Source organism: Azospirillum sp. UENF 112521 (assembly GCF_058780665.1).
Genome location: NZ_JBSNCI010000005.1, coordinates 448,851 through 463,307 on the forward strand (window position 1 = coordinate 448,851; position 14,457 = coordinate 463,307).

Sequence of the window (14,457 nt, forward strand, 5' to 3'; positions counted from 1 at the left end):
ATGGAGAGCAAGGCTATGGTTCGGACGATGTTCAAGACGGCACTGCTGGGCGCCACCCTGCTGGTCACCGGTGCCGCCGCCGGGACGGCGATGGCCGACACGCTGGCCGACGTGAAGAAGGCGGGCGTCTTCACCGTCGCCACCGAGATGCAGTTCCCGCCCTTCGATTTCCTTGAGAACAACGAGTACAAGGGCGTCGACAAGGACCTGTTCGACGAGGTGGCGAAGGAGCTGGGCGTCAAGGCCAAGTACATGGACCTGCCCTGGACCAGCGTGCTGCCGGGTCTGGAAGCCAAGAAGTTCGATCTGGTCATCGCCCCGGTCACCATCACGAAGGAGCGCATGAAGCGCTATTCCTTCACCGTTCCGATTTCGGAAGCGACCGCTGCCCTGATGAAGCGCGCCGACGACAAGACCATCAACAAGCCGGAAGACATCGCCGGCAAGAAGGTCGGCGGCGGCAAGGGCACCTCGCAGCTGGCCCAGGTGAAGGAGTTCGGCCAGACGCTGCCGACCCCGCCGGACGTTCGTGAATATGTCGACAGCAACCAGTCCTACGCCGATCTGGCCGCCGGCCGCGTCGACGCCTCGGTCAACTCGCTGCCGAACCTGAACTTCGCCGCCGCCCAGCGCAAGGAGACCTTCGCCGTCGTCCTGCCGCCCTTCGGCAAGCCCTCCTACTTCTCCTGGGTCGGCCGTCCCAGCGACGACGACAAGAGCCTGATCGAGGCGGTCAACGCCGCCCTGGTCAAGATCCAGAAGGACGGCCGCATGGCCGCCATCCAGAAGAAGTGGTTCGGCGTCTCGCAGGAGCTGCCGACCACCGTTCCGGAACCGCAGCTCTAAGGCAAACCTGCCTATTCCCTCTCTCCCGCCACCACGACTGGCGGCTCCAAGGCTCCGCCGGAGGCGGGGAGAGGGAAACAGGCTCCGGCACCGCCGACGAAGGCCCACACGATGAAGTTCAGCGTCATCATCGACGCCTTTCCCTATCTGCTGGGAGCGGCCGTCACGACCATCTGGGTCTCTCTGCTCGGCGTGCTGCTGGGGCAGGTGATCGGCGTTGTCGTCTGCGTCGCGCGCCAGTCCGGCGGCCGGGCGGCCGACATTGCCGGCGGTGTCTATGTCAGCTTCTTCCGCGGCGTTCCGCTGCTGATCCAGCTTCTGCTGATCTACTACATGCTGCCGCTGATCGGCATCGACGTGCCGCCGCTGGTCGCCTCCATCGCCGCACTCGGCCTCGCGTCCGGCGCCTATGTGTCGGAGATCTACCGCGGCGCGCTGAACGCCGTCCCGCACGGCCAGTCGGAAGCGGCGCTGGCGCTGGGCTTTCCCGGATCGTCGATCTGGACGCGCATCCTGCTGCCGCAGGCTTTCCGCATCTCGGTCCCCGCACTGGTCAACGAGCTGATCCTGCTGCTGAAGGCATCCTCGCTGATCTCCGTCGTCGGGGTGGCGGAGCTGACGCGGACCAGCCAGACCATCTCGGCCAGCAACTACCGCCCGCTCGAGATTTATCTGGCGGCCGGCATCATCTATCTGGCGATCAACGGCGCGCTGGCCCTGTTCGGCACGCTGGTCGAACGCCGCCTTCAACAGGCCTGATCCGATGTTGGACCTTTCCCTTCTCGTCCAGTACGGCCCGGCGCTGCTGCGCGGCTTCGGCATCACCATCCTGTGCTGGGGCGCCGGCTGCCTCATCGGCATGGTGCTGGGCTTCGCGCTCATGCTGCTGCGGCAATTGCCGGTGAAGCCGCTGCGCTGGGTCATCCGCGTCTATATCGAGGTGATCCGCGGCACGCCCTTCCTGATCCAGCTGTTCCTGCTCTACAGCGGCGGCCCGTCCATCGGACTGCGGCTGGAGGCGACGACCGCCGGCATCCTCGGCCTCGGCATCTACGGCAGCGCCTATTTCGCCGAGATCTTCCGCGCCGGCTATCAGGCGGTGCCGAAGGGGCAGGTGGAGGCGGCGCTCAGCCTCGGCATGTCCTATGGCGCCATCCTGCGACGGGTGATCGTGCCGGCGATGCTGGTGTCGACCATCCCGGCCATCGTCAACATGATGGCGATCCTGACCAAGGAGACGGTGGTGCTGTCCATCATCACCGTGCCGGAACTGATGTACGAGATGCAGACGATGGCGGCGGAGACCTTCGCCACCTTCGAGACCATCCTCGGGATGGCGCTGTTCTACTGGCTGCTGGTTGAGGTGGTGTCGCGCCTGGGCCGCCGGCTGGAGGCGCGCGTCACCCGTTTCCTGACCCACGCCTCGCCGCAAGGGTCTTCGTCCGAGACTGCAACCGCGAGGGCGTGATGACTGCCGTTTCCCAAACCGCCACCCCGTCGCGCAGCATGGCCCAGGGCGAGACCACGCCGATGGTCTCCATCCGCGGCGTCGGCAAGAGTTTCGGCACCAACGAGGTGCTGCGCGACATCGACCTGACCGTCAACAAGTCGGAGGTCGTCTGCCTGATCGGTCCCAGCGGATCGGGCAAGAGTACGCTCCTGCGCTGCATCAACTTCCTGGAGGTCTACGACCGCGGCGAGATCCGCATCGAAGGCAAGCTGGTCGGCTACAGCGAGGACACGCCGCGCCGCCGCCTGTCCAACCGCGACCTGCGCGATCTGCGCCGCAACGTCGGCATGGTGTTCCAGCAGTTCAACCTTTGGCCCCACATGACCGCGCTGGAGAATGTGGCCGAAGCCCTGGTGCAGGTCCGCGGCATGGACAAGGCCGCAGCATCCGCCCATGCCCGCCGCATGCTGGACCGGGTGGGTCTCGCCGCCAAGGCCGACAGCTACCCCGCCCGCCTCTCCGGCGGCCAGCAGCAGCGCGTCGCCATCGCCCGCGTCATCGCGATGGAACCCCACCTGATGCTGTTCGACGAGCCGACCTCGGCACTCGACCCGGAACTGGTGGGCGAGGTATTGCAGGTGATGCGCGATCTGGCGGCCGACGGCATGACCATGGTGGTGGTGACCCACGAGATGGGCTTCGCCGCCAACGTCGCCGATAAGGTGGCCTTCCTCGACCGCGGCCGGATCGCCGCCTTCGGCACTCCGCGCGAGGTTTTCCACGAGTCCACCGAACCGCGGGTGCAGCAGTTCCTTCAGACCTATCATGAGCGGAACAGCTTCTGATTTTTGCAACATGCGGGACGCTGACCAGCCAGCGGGCTGGCGATCCATTTCGCCAGATCGTCGCCGATGGCTGGCTCGCCCGGTTGCAGATCATCTCTGAACCAGAGCCGGCGGCCATACGTCCGGAATGCGGCAATTCCCTTGCGGCAAGCAGATGAATGCGCTTGCCACCGCACATGTATCTATAGTTGATCTGAGCCACAGCCTTCTCCGCTTCTGTAACGGTTGCGTGAGCATGCATGCTCGTGACTCAATGAGGTCGATATGCGGGTTCTAATACTGACCGCTGCCCTGACTGCAATTGGCGGCGGCAGCAGCTTCGCGGCAAGCTTCGACTGCGGTAAAGCCGGCACACCTGTGGAAAAGGCGGTTTGCTCCGACGAACGGTTGTCAAATCTCGACAGCGAGCTTGGCCGCGCCTACAAGGCTGCACTTCAGAACAGCACCGCTCCGGCGGATCTCAAGACCGAGCAGAAGAACTGGATCGCGCAGCGAAACCGTTGCACGGATGTGACTTGTCTTGCATCGGCTTATCAAACGCGGTTGGCAGCCTTGAGCGCCCCGCAGCACGCCACCCCTGCGGCAGCAACTGTTTCCGGCACCTATAAAGCCGCCGGCGGAGAGCTTCTTGTCGCTCAAGAATCCGTCAGCACCATCAAATTCAGCCTGAGCGCCATGTACAAAATGAACACGGGCGAAGTTGAGGGAGTAGCAATTCTCAACGGAAATCATGCGATATTCGCATCGAATGATGAAAGCGACTATGGAGACTGTAAAATTGAATTCACCTTTACCGAAAGCGCCGTCAACGTGAGGCAGGATGGCATTTGTGGGATGGGGTTCAATGTCAACGGAACTGGAAACTACAAACGCCAGAGCAAAGCCGCTCCCACCTTCTGATCCGCGATGCGGCGTCCAAGTACAATCAGTCCAGAAGTCGGTTTGAAGCGACGCCGATTGACCGTACCGCTCGAAGAGCCGATCACAGCGGACAACGAGGCGGCAGAATAGGGCGAGCGCGCAGTCGACCATGGATGGGAATCCAATCGAAGCCGCCACGGCCACGCTCTTCCCTGGAACGCCGCCCACAAACCGGCTAAGAACCTTTCGCACACGCAACAGAACTGCACCGCGAAGGCCCTGGCTCCGTCGATGATCGAACTCCGGTCCGTCACCCACGCCTATGGCGACCGCCCCGTCCTGCACGACCTGTCGCTGCGGCTGGCCGAGCGGCGCATCGCCATTCTCGGCGGCAACGGCTCGGGGAAGAGCACGCTGGCTCGCCTGCTGAACGGGCTGATCGTGCCGGCCGCCGGCACCGTCACGGTCGATGGTCTGGATACCCGCAGCGACGGCCGGGCCGTGCGGCAGCGGGTCGGCTTTGTCTTCCAGAATCCCGATACACAGATCGTCTACCCGACGGTGGAGGAGGACCTCGCCTTCGGGTTGAAGGCGCGCAAGCTGCCGAAGGACGAGATCGCCCGCCGCGTTGCCGGGGCGCTGGAACGCTACAACCTCGACCGCTACCGGCACCAGCCCGCCCACCAGATGAGCGGCGGCGAGAAACAGCTGCTCGCCATTGCCGGGGTGCTGGTTCTGGAGCCGGCCTACGTGATCTTCGACGAACCGACCACGCTGCTCGACCTGCGCAACCGCCGCAAGGTGATCGACCTGCTGCGCGGCCTGCCGCAGACGGTGATCGTCGTCACTCACGACCTCGACATGGTCAAGGATTTCGACCGGGCGCTGGTGCTGGAGGATGGCCGCATCGTCGCCGACGGCCCGCCGGCGGAAACCGTGCCGGCCTACATCGAGCGGCTCGGCTGATGCTGGGCCTCTACCTGCATCGGGAGTCGGTCGTTCACCGCCTGCCGGCAGGGGCGAAGCTCGGCGGCCTGCTGCTGGTGACCATCCTGGTGCTGGCCATGCCTGGTGGCTGGGGGGCGCTGGCCGCCGGACTGATCGGCGCCGCGGTTCTGGTGGCGGCAAAGCTGCCGGCCGGACGAGTCTTGTCGGAGCTGCGGGCGCCGGTGCTGATGCTGACCCTGCTGTTCGGTTTCCAGGCGCTGCTGGCCGGCGGCGGCTGGGAGGAGACGGCGGTCGCCGTCGCCCGTTTCGCCGCCCTGATCCTGCTGGCGACCCTGGTCACGCTGACCACCCGCGTCATGGACATGGTCGATCTGTTCGAGCGGCTGTTCGGCCTGCTGCGTCCGGTCGGGGTCAACCCGGCGAAGATGGCGCTGATGCTGGCCCTGACCATCCGCTTCATCCCGCTGCTGGGCGAACAGGTGCGCGAGGTGCGAATGGCCCAGCGTGCCCGCGGCGTGGAGCGCAACATAGCCGCCCTGTTCGTTCCGCTGCTGGTCAAGATCCTCACCATGGCCGATGATCTGACCGCCGCACTGGAAGCGCGCGGTTACGACCCGGCCGATGCTGGGACGAACGACAGCAAAACCAAAAACAATACTCAACGATAACGTCACCAGCCGAAGGAAGCGTCCGCCATGTTGTCCACCCGCGACCTCGTCCTCTGCGCCCTGTTCGCCGCCCTGCTGGGCGGGCTCGGCATGGCCCCGCCGATTCCGCTCGGCTTCCTGCCGGTGCCGGTCACCGCGCAGACGCTGGGCGTCATGCTGGCCGGCACCATCCTGGGCGCCAAGCGCGGCGGCATCGCGGCATTGCTGTTCGTGCTTCTGGTCGCGGCCGGCCTGCCGCTGCTGGCGGGAGGTCGCGGCGGCATCGGCGTCCTGCTGGGGCCGACCGGCGGCTTCGTGCTGTCCTGGCCGGTCGGCGCCTTCGTCACCGGCTGGCTGGCGGAGCGTTTCGCCACCACCGCCAACCCGATCCGCCTGTTCGCAGTCAGCGTACTCGGCGGCATCCTGGTCGTCTATGCCGGCGGCATTCCCTGGCTGTGGCTGGTCGCCGGTCTGCCGATCGACAAGGCCGTGTTCGGCTCGCTGGCCTTCGTGCCGGGCGACCTGATCAAGGCCGGGATCGCCGCTGTCGCCGCCTCGGGCGTCCGCCGCGCCGGCATCCTGCCCATCCATGCCTGAGAAAATGATTCCGGAGCAGCCATTGGCGACCGGCGGCTATCTGGGGGCGGACAGCCTCGTCCGCCCCTTCGTGCTGGCCACCGAACGGACGCCTGACCATCCGGCCCTGATCTTCGGTGACGAAACGCTGTCCTACGGCGCACTGCTGGAGCAGGTGCGGCGGACCGGTGCCGGTGTGGCTGCCCTGCGCCGGGATGGAGCGCCGCCGCGCGTGGCGCTCAGCCTGGGCAACCGGCCGGAACTGCTGGCGCTGTTCTTCGGCATCGTCGCGGCCGGCGGCATCGTCGGTCTGCTCGACCCGAAATGGAGCGCCGCGCAGACCGCCGCGGCCATCGAGACCTTCCGCCCCGATCTGCATCTGACGACCGAGACCGCCGCCGGCTGGATCGCGGCGCAGCCGGCGGGCTGGACCATCCCCGCCATCGATCCGAAGACGCCATTCCTGGTCGGCTTCACCTCCGGCACCACCGGCCGGCCCAAGGCCTTCATCCGCAACCAGGGCTCCTGGCTGGCGACGCTGGAGGCGAGCCGGGTGGAGTTCGGCATCGGCGCCGAGGACGTCGTTCTCGTGCCGGGTCCGCTGGTCCATGGCCTGGGCCTCTATGGCGCGGTGGAAGGGCTGTCGGCCGGCGCCACGGTGCGGGTGCAGCCGAAATTCGACGGAACCGACGCGGCGGCGCAGTTGGCGGAGTGCGGCGTCACCACGCTGGTGCTGGTGCCGACGATGCTGGTCGGCATCCTCGACGCGGCCGAGCGCGACGACCGACGCTTCCCTGCCCTTCGCCGGGTGGTCTGTTCCGGCGCCAAGCTGGCGCCCGCAGTGCATGACCGGCTGGCCGCCCTCTGCCCCGACGCCGCCGTGCTGGAATATTACGGCGCGTCCGAGCTGAGCTTCGTCAGCCTGCGCTCGTCCCGCGAAGGTGCCCCCGCCGACAGCGTCGGCCGCCCCTTCCACGGGGTTGAGCTGAGCCTGCGCGACGATGACGGCCTTCCGGTGCAGCGCGGCCGGCCCGGCACCGTCTGGGTGCGCAGCCTCATGCTGAGCGACGGCTATCTCGGCGTCACCGACGGTGCCGGCTACCGCGAGCGGGACGGCTGGGGCACGGTCGGCGATTACGGCTGGATCGACGGCGAAGGCTGGCTGCGGCTGGTCGGGCGGGCCGGCGACATGGTCATCACCGGCGGCCTGAACGTCTACCCGGCGGAGGTCGAAGCGGTCCTGCGCGCCCATCCCGCGGTGGCGGAGGCGGTGGTGTTCGGTCTGCCCGACCCCTATTGGGGCGATGCCCTGTCCGCTGTGGTGTGGTGGCGCGGGAGCGCGCGCGCCTCGCTCGCCGACCTGCGCGGCTGGTGCCAGGACCGGCTGGAGGGCTACAAGGCGCCGCGGCTGGTCTTCGCCGCGTCAGACATGCCCCTGACCGGCAGCGGCAAGATCGCCCGCGCCGATGTGCGCGAGCGGGCGAAGCTCGGCGGACCGGACGGCGGGCTGGAGGTGGTGGCGTGACCAGCCGCCCCATCATCGTCGCCGCCCGGCGGACCCCGGTCGGCCGCATCGGCGGCAGCTTGCGCGAGCTTCCCGTCGAGGATCTCGCCGCCCCGGTCATCCGCGCCGTGCTGGCCGACGCTACACTGGACCCCACGGAGGTGGATGAGGTTCTGCTGGGCAATGCGGTCGGTCCCGGCGGCAATGTCGCACGGCTGTCGGCTCTGGCGGCCGGGCTGCCGGTGTCGGTGCCCGGCGTCACGGTGGACCGGCAATGCGGATCGGGGCTGGAGGCGGTCAATCTCGCCGCCCGGCTGGTACAGTCCGGGGCCTGCGACGTCGTCCTGGCCGGCGGGGTAGAGAGCACCAGCACCGCCCCCTGGCGCATCGCCAAACCCTCCAGCCTCTACCGCAGCCCCAGCTTCTACGACCGCGCCCGCTTCGCCCCCGACGAGGTCGGCGACCCGTCGATGATCGAGGCGGCGGAGACTGTCGCCACTGTCCACGGCATCGACCGCACCCGCCAGGACCGCTACGCGCTGGACAGCCACCGCAAGGCCTTGGCTGCGCAGGCCGCCGGGCGCTTCGACCGCGAGATCGTTCCGCTGCACCTCCGCGACGGCCGCGTCGTCGCCCTCGATGAATGCCCGCGGGCCGAGACCAGCCTTGAAAAGCTGGCGGCGCTGCGCCCGATCCTCCGGCCCGACGGCACGGTCACGGCAGGCAACGCTTGCCCGGTCAATGACGGTGCCGCCGTGGTGGCGGTGGTGTCGGAGCGGAAGTTCCGCACGCTCGGCCTCACCCTTGGGTTGGCGGTGGTCGACAGCACCGCGGCGGGGGTGGATCCGAAGCTCCTCGGCACCGGCCCTATTCCGGCGGTGACCAGGCTGCTGGCCCGCAACCCCGGCCTAACAATCGCCGATATCGACCTCGTCGAATTCAATGAAGCCTTCGCCGCCCAGGTGCTGGCGAGCCTCGATGCGCTTGGCATCGACCAATCGCGCGTTTCGGTCGGCGGCGGCGCCCTGGCGCTCGGCCATCCTTATGGCGCATCCGGGGCGATCCTGGTGACGCGCCTGTTCAGCGAAATGCTGTTCCCGGCTGCGGGCCGTGCGCCCCGCCGGGGCCTCGCCACGCTCGGCATCGGCGGCGGGCTGGGGCTCGCCACACTTCTGGAGCCAGTTTGAATGACCAGCGCCCCTGCGGCCGGGGATAGTTTCCGGTCGGCCTTCCGTCATCGTGCCTTCGCCCTGTTCTGGAGCGCGCGGGTCTGTTCGATGCTTGCGATCCAGATGCAGGTGGTGGCGGTCGGCTGGCAGGTCTATGCCATGACCGGCGACCCGCTCGATCTCGGGCTGGTCGGGCTGTTCCAGTTCCTGCCCTCGCTGGCGCTGGTTCTGGTGGCCGGCCATGTGGTCGACAACAACGACCGCAAGACGGTCCTGTTTGGCGCCCTGTCGGTCGAGATGATCGCTGTCGCCGCCCTGTTCCTGCTGACCATGGCGGGCGCCCTGTCGCCCCACGCCATCTTTGCCGTGGTGGCGCTGATCGGCCTCGCCAAATCCTTCGAGGGTCCGGCCAACCAGGCGATCCTGTCCGCGACCGTTCCGGTGGAGGATTTGCCGAACGCCGTCGCTTGGCAGTCGTCGGGCGTCCAGGTGGCGCAGATCTCCGGACCGGCGCTGGGCGGCCTGCTCTACATCGCCGGTCCGGCGGCGGTCTATGGCGTCAGCACGGCGATGCTGGCGCTGTCGGTCCTGCTGATCGCCGCCTGCCGGCCGCGCCCCGTCACCATGACCAAGCGCGCCATGAGCCTGACCAGCATGCTGGCCGGCGCCGCCTTCATCCGCAGCCGGCCGGAAATTCTGGGCGCCATCTCGCTTGACCTGTTCGCGGTTCTGCTGGGCGGGGCGACGGCGCTGCTGCCGATCTATGCGCGCGATGTGCTGCATGTCGGGCCGTGGGGGCTCGGCCTGCTGCGCTCCGCCCCGGCATTGGGAGCGCTTGCCATGGCGATGGTCATCACCCGCTGGGGCGTGAAGCGCCATGCAGGGCGCTGGATGCTGATCGCGGTGGCCGGCTTCGGCGTCGCCACCGTCGCCTTCGGTCTGTCGGCCGATCCGGTTCTGTCCTTCATCGCCCTGCTGGCGGTCGGCGCCACCGATCAGGTCAGCATGTTCGTGCGCCAGACGCTGGTCCAACTGTCCGCCCCCGACGAGATGCGCGGCCGGGTCGGCGCCGTCACCTCGCTGTTCATCGGCGCGTCCAACCAGTTGGGCGAGTTCGAATCCGGGAGCGTCGCGGCGCTGGTTGGTGCGGTTCCGGCGGTGGTGCTGGGCGGCGTCGGCGCGATCGGGCTCGCCGGACTGTGGGCGGCGATGTTCCCGGCGCTGCGGCGGGTGGACAGGTTGCTGGGGAGGTAGCGTGAGGCGAGTCCTCCACACATCACTGCATATGCCCAGAAGCCGATGGGCTCAACTCTAGACTTTTTAGAGATTCCTGCATATACTTAAAGGTGCATTCAGGTTACAAAATCCTCTTTCTGCACGATGACTGGAAATAAGGGCAGCTTTCCTCTGGATGCGACTTGGGCTGTTTTCTCGCGGAATACGGAAGTGAATGCCGACCGCGCGATGGAATCAGAAAATAGAAAGAGAGATTGATATGAGCATCGTCGTTGGAAACGTACCCTTGCATTTATGGGATGGCGGAAGTGGTACCGGTATCGATTATGACAACTCTTTTCTGTATTCAATAACTCCATCGCAGATCGTTGCCCGATTTACAAAAAACGGCGCGACCGTGATGGACGCTACAGTAAATGGCAATATCAATATAACCGGAAATAACATATCAGGAAGAATTACGTCCCTCACAGCGACGCAGCCCAGTGGAAATATCCTGCTGTCGATCAGCAATGCAAATCTGAGCTTTTCAAACGCATATGATTTTTCTAATGTATTGACAGTCCCGTCGATGCTGTCAGGTGACGACCAAATATTTGGCTCATCCCAGACGGACTATTTACAGGGATACGCGGGAAACGATTACATCAGCGGTGGTGGAGGTGACGATCAGATCTATACCAGCCCTGGTTTCGATACCATCGATGGCGGAGAAGGTATCGACACCGTCATCAATCTCCAATATACGAGCACCGCGAGGCTGATCGCCTTCAATGGGCAGGTTGCCATTCTTGATCGCAGCAATGGCAGCGACGTTCTGATGAATGTCGAATACGTCAGATATTACGACGGGATGGTGCCGACTTCGAGTGCCGCTGGTTTCGATGCCCTGGGGTATCTGGCGGCAAACCGGGATCTGGCCGCCGTTTTCGGCACCAATCAGGCCGCTGCCTTCACTCACTACATTCGGAGCGGCTATACTGAGAGCCGCGCGACCAGCTTCGATGCCGCCGGTTATCTGGCCGCCAACGCGGATCTGGCCGCGGCCTTCGGGGTGGACACTGTCACAGCGACCCGTCATTACATCACCAACGGTCGGTTGGAGGGGCGAAAGACCTCCTTCGATGCGACGAGTTATCTGGCGGCAAACCCGGATCTGATCCAGGCCTTCGGATCCAGCACAACGGCAGCGGCCCTCCATTATGCCACCACGGGACGGCTGGAAGGACGGACGACGACGTTTAACGCGGCTGCCTATCTGGCGCGGAATCCCGATCTTCAGCGTCGGTTTGGCAACAGCGAAGCGTCGGCGGCAGCCCATTACGTGAATTTCGGCTACCGGGAAGGACGATCCACCACCCCGCTGGCAACAACCGGCCGGGCCGCACCGGTGCTCGGGTCGGATCCCTCGGCTGGCATGCTCGCCGCCACTGTCTGACACGGCTCCTGCAGGCGGGGTATCCCCGCCCGCAGGATCGAACTCAACGGCTCACAGATACCGGATCGTCACCTTGTCTGCCGCCTGCTTGGCCCGCGCCCGTGCATCGTCGGTGTCGGTGCCGGTTGCAAGCGCCACACCCATGCGGCGGTTCTTGCGGGTGGTCGGCTTGCCGAACAGGCGGACGTCGACCTCCTGCTCGACCGACCCAAGGCGCAGCGCATCCGCCAGCCCCTCGATACGGAAATTCTCCGCCTCGCGGTCGGCCAGGATGACGGCGGAGGCCGACGGGGCACGGCACAGAATGTTCGGGATCGGCAGGCCCAGGATGGCGCGGGCGTGCAGTTCGAACTCCGACAGGTTCTGCGACAGCAGCGTAACCATGCCGGTGTCATGCGGGCGCGGCGACAGTTCGGAGAAGATCACCTCGTTGGCGGTGACGAAGAATTCGACGCCGAATATGCCGTAGCCGCCGAGATTATCGACGACGCGCGCCGCCATCGCCTTGGCGTCGTCCAGCATCGCCTGCGGCATGGCGACCGGCTGCCAGGATTCCTGATAGTCACCGCGCTCCTGCCTGTGGCCGATCGGCTCGCAATAGAGGATGCCGTCGCGGGTGCGGACGGTCAGCAGCGTGATCTCATAGTCGAAGGGGACGAACTCCTCGACGATCACCTTGCGGCGGTCGCCGCGCATGTTCGCCACCGCATAGTCCCAGGCGGCCTCCAGCCCGGCGGAACCCTGCACCGTGCTCTGCCCCTTACCGGAGGACGACATCACCGGCTTGACGACGCAGGGGAATCCGGTGTGTTCCGCCCCGGCGCGTACCTCCTCCAGGCTCTCGGCATAGCGGTAGCGCGAGGTGCGCAGACCGAGTTCCGTCGCCGCAACCTCACGAATGCGGTCGCGATTCATCGTCATCGTCGCGGCGCGGGCCGACGGCACGACCGTGGTGCCGGCATCCTCGAATTCGTGCAGCACCTCGGTTCGGATCGCCTCGACCTCCGGCACGATGTAATCCGGGCGGTGCTTGGCGATGGCGGCGCGCAGGGCGTCGGCGTCCAGCATGGAGAACACCTCCGCCTGATCGGCGACCTGCATCGCCGGCGCGTTGGCGTAGCTGTCGCAGGCGATGACCTCGCAGCCCAGCCGCTTGGCGGCAATGACGAATTCCTTGCCCAGCTCCCCGGAGCCGAGCAGCAGGATCCTTGCGGTGAACATCGACGCACTCCCGATATTGGCGACAACTGGCGATATTGGCGACAGCTGGCCGACCATAGGGCTTCCGGCCAGCCGGGCCAAGCCCCGCCGTAGGCCTCCCGTATGCAGCAGCCAAACGGAACCGGGGCCACGCAAATATTTCTAAAAAGAAATTATAATGGTAGCGGATGAAAAACTCCGCTCATGTGTTCATGTCTAAATGAACCCCTGTTTCGGGAGGCGGCGATGGCAACGACCACACAAGCGGCGGCAAGGCGCGGGTTCTTCGGCGGCAGGACCCTGATGGCCGTCTGCCTGGCCGGCTCGCTGGCATTGCCGGGCTGTGCCGGCAACGGCAACGACGACATGGCCGGCGCCCTGCTGATCGGTGCCGCGGTGGTCGGGCTTGGCGTGCTGGCCGCCACCGCCGGCGGTGACGACGACGATGGCGACCGCAACCGCGGTCGGCATCAGCGCCATCGCGGCGGCTACGACAACAGCGGCTATTACGGCAATGGCTATGCGAGCGGCTATGAGGGCCGGGGTCGCGGCGGCTACAGCCGCTATGCCGGCAACGGCCAATGCGACGATTCGCGCTACCGCACCTCCAATGGCGGGCGGGCCGAAGCCGGGACCGACGAATGGGACTGCCGCCGCTTCGGTGACGGCCGCAAGTAAAAGGCGGACGTCACCGAAGCGGTTCAGCGCCGCCGCCCCTCCAGGTTCTTGCGGACGATGGCGCCGATGATCAGCAGGAAGGCCAGCAAGCGCAGCACATAGACCCAGCTCTGCTCCTCGCGTTCCAGCCCGCCAAGCGCCAGCACGATCTGATTCAGCGCCAGCAGCAGGAAGGCGAGCGCGAAGCTGACGAACAGCGCGTCCCTCGTCCGTTTCCAGAAACCGAGGAAGAACAGCCCGGCCACCGCATAGAGCGCTGCAAGCACGCCGGTGAAGAAGCTGGAGGTGGTGGGCAGCATCACTCGGCATCCCAGATGAAGCCGTACAGCAGCACGCCGACGCCTGCCATGGCGGAGGACTGGCGCAGCGGCAGCAGGTCTACCTGCGTCGGCAGAACGACGACATCGATGAACAGCAGCAGATTGTTCACCGCCAGCCCGACGAAGCACAGCGTGCTCCACAGCAGAAGCCGGCTGCGGGAGCGCAGCCAGCTGCGCAGCAGCAGCACCATGCACAGCAGGCTGGTGGCAAAGCACAGCAGATAGACGGCTGATTTCACGACATCCATGTCGCCGCTCCCACCCCGCTCTCCCCCCGCAGAGGACGGCACGCATTCCCGACTATGTAGTCCGCGGTCATTTCAGTCACTGAGATCAATCGTTGAGGCGGAAACGGAAGGAATCGGCAAAGATCTGCACCTTGTTGCCGGGAGCCGCGAAGATCTCCCGGATGATGGCGGACGGACGGGTGGCATAGGCCTGCTCGATCTCCTCCACCCACTGGTCCAGAAGCGGGGAGGCCGGGCGGTAACGGTGGCAGCCGTCGGTCTGCGCCACCAGCAGGCCGGCGCCGAGGAACCCGGCCAGCGCCTCCTGCACCACCACCTCGCTGCCACGCAACTCTCTGACCAGATCGCCATTCGACCAGTCCCGATCGGGAGTCCGCCGCAGAAGAAGAAGAAGCTCCAACGCCCAGACAGACCGGATCGAACCTCGCAACAGCGTAAGCGCATCATCGGACAAAACCATGAACCAGAACCTGACCTGATATGCACAACCG

General features: G+C 66.0%; 17 protein-coding genes. 13 read left to right on the forward strand and 4 right to left on the reverse strand.

The genetic code is table 11. From position 1 onward, the window contains the following. The first annotated feature begins 15 nt into the window (after nt 1-15). The 12 genes from ACWPN8_RS26965 to ACWPN8_RS27020 all read left to right on the forward strand — a co-directional run bounded on the left by ACWPN8_RS26965 (nt 16) and on the right by ACWPN8_RS27020 (nt 11,520). Nucleotides 16-846, forward strand: coding sequence for a transporter substrate-binding domain-containing protein (locus ACWPN8_RS26965; RefSeq protein ID WP_247873312.1), 831 nt, complete (start codon nt 16-18; stop codon nt 844-846). Between the two features lie 111 nt (nt 847-957). Then, on the forward strand, nt 958-1,605 hold the full coding sequence (locus ACWPN8_RS26970; protein WP_492242987.1) for an amino acid ABC transporter permease: 648 nt from the start codon (nt 958-960) through the stop codon (nt 1,603-1,605). Between the two features lie 4 nt (nt 1,606-1,609). Beyond that, a complete protein-coding gene (locus ACWPN8_RS26975) occupies nt 1,610-2,314 on the forward strand; it encodes an amino acid ABC transporter permease (protein WP_492242988.1) in 705 nt (234 codons plus the stop codon). Next, nucleotides 2,314-3,141: an amino acid ABC transporter ATP-binding protein gene (locus tag ACWPN8_RS26980; protein WP_492242989.1), complete on the forward strand. Its 828-nt coding sequence runs from the start codon at nt 2,314-2,316 to the stop codon at nt 3,139-3,141. The genes ACWPN8_RS26975 and ACWPN8_RS26980 overlap by 1 nt, the downstream gene beginning before the upstream one ends. Before the next feature lie 264 nt (nt 3,142-3,405). Continuing rightward, entirely contained in the window at nt 3,406-4,041 is a 636-nt protein-coding gene (locus tag ACWPN8_RS26985) for a lysozyme inhibitor LprI family protein (RefSeq protein ID WP_109451763.1), read from the forward strand. Between the two features lie 252 nt (nt 4,042-4,293). After that, nucleotides 4,294-4,968: an energy-coupling factor ABC transporter ATP-binding protein gene (locus ACWPN8_RS26990; protein ID WP_109451761.1), complete on the forward strand. Its 675-nt coding sequence runs from the start codon at nt 4,294-4,296 to the stop codon at nt 4,966-4,968. Then, entirely contained in the window at nt 4,968-5,618 is a 651-nt protein-coding gene (locus tag ACWPN8_RS26995; protein WP_492242990.1) for an energy-coupling factor transporter transmembrane component T family protein, read from the forward strand. Before ACWPN8_RS26990 ends, ACWPN8_RS26995 begins: the two co-directional genes overlap by 1 nt. 27 nt (nt 5,619-5,645) lie before the next feature. Next, nucleotides 5,646-6,194, forward strand: coding sequence for a biotin transporter BioY (locus ACWPN8_RS27000; protein WP_109451757.1), 549 nt, complete (start codon nt 5,646-5,648; stop codon nt 6,192-6,194). Continuing rightward, nucleotides 6,187-7,698 carry a class I adenylate-forming enzyme family protein gene (locus ACWPN8_RS27005; RefSeq protein ID WP_492242991.1) on the forward strand — a complete coding sequence of 504 codons (1,512 nt, stop codon included), beginning with the start codon at nt 6,187-6,189 and terminating at the stop codon, nt 7,696-7,698. The genes ACWPN8_RS27000 and ACWPN8_RS27005 overlap by 8 nt, the downstream gene beginning before the upstream one ends. Beyond that, nucleotides 7,695-8,864 carry a thiolase family protein gene (locus ACWPN8_RS27010; RefSeq protein WP_492242992.1) on the forward strand — a complete coding sequence of 390 codons (1,170 nt, stop codon included), beginning with the start codon at nt 7,695-7,697 and terminating at the stop codon, nt 8,862-8,864. Before ACWPN8_RS27005 ends, ACWPN8_RS27010 begins: the two co-directional genes overlap by 4 nt. Beyond that, nucleotides 8,865-10,100 carry an MFS transporter gene (locus ACWPN8_RS27015; protein ID WP_492242993.1) on the forward strand — a complete coding sequence of 412 codons (1,236 nt, stop codon included), beginning with the start codon at nt 8,865-8,867 and terminating at the stop codon, nt 10,098-10,100. 241 nt (nt 10,101-10,341) lie between these two features. After that, nucleotides 10,342-11,520 (forward strand): calcium-binding protein, encoded by a 1,179-nt coding sequence (locus ACWPN8_RS27020; protein WP_492242994.1) that lies wholly within the window; start codon nt 10,342-10,344, stop codon nt 11,518-11,520. A gap of 51 nt (nt 11,521-11,571) precedes the next feature. On the opposite strand, the gene purT is transcribed toward ACWPN8_RS27020, so the two are convergent. After that, nucleotides 11,572-12,741: a formate-dependent phosphoribosylglycinamide formyltransferase gene (gene purT, locus ACWPN8_RS27025; RefSeq protein WP_492242995.1), complete on the reverse strand. Its 1,170-nt coding sequence runs from the start codon at nt 12,739-12,741 to the stop codon at nt 11,572-11,574. Between the two features lie 225 nt (nt 12,742-12,966). Between purT and ACWPN8_RS27030 the strand changes: the two genes are divergently transcribed. After that, nucleotides 12,967-13,398, forward strand: coding sequence for a hypothetical protein (locus ACWPN8_RS27030; protein WP_492242996.1), 432 nt, complete (start codon nt 12,967-12,969; stop codon nt 13,396-13,398). A 23-nt stretch (nt 13,399-13,421) separates the two neighbouring features. On the opposite strand, the gene ACWPN8_RS27035 is transcribed toward ACWPN8_RS27030, so the two are convergent. From ACWPN8_RS27035 to ACWPN8_RS27045, 3 genes are all read right to left on the reverse strand, one after another. Then, on the reverse strand, nt 13,422-13,697 hold the full coding sequence (locus ACWPN8_RS27035; protein ID WP_109048699.1) for a DUF5985 family protein: 276 nt from the start codon (nt 13,695-13,697) through the stop codon (nt 13,422-13,424). Then, nucleotides 13,697-13,966 carry a DUF5985 family protein gene (locus tag ACWPN8_RS27040; protein ID WP_492242997.1) on the reverse strand — a complete coding sequence of 90 codons (270 nt, stop codon included), beginning with the start codon at nt 13,964-13,966 and terminating at the stop codon, nt 13,697-13,699. The genes ACWPN8_RS27035 and ACWPN8_RS27040 overlap by 1 nt, the downstream gene beginning before the upstream one ends. 85 nt (nt 13,967-14,051) lie before the next feature. Then, nucleotides 14,052-14,426, reverse strand: coding sequence for a hypothetical protein (locus tag ACWPN8_RS27045; RefSeq protein ID WP_492242998.1), 375 nt, complete (start codon nt 14,424-14,426; stop codon nt 14,052-14,054). Nucleotides 14,427-14,457 lie beyond the last annotated feature (31 nt).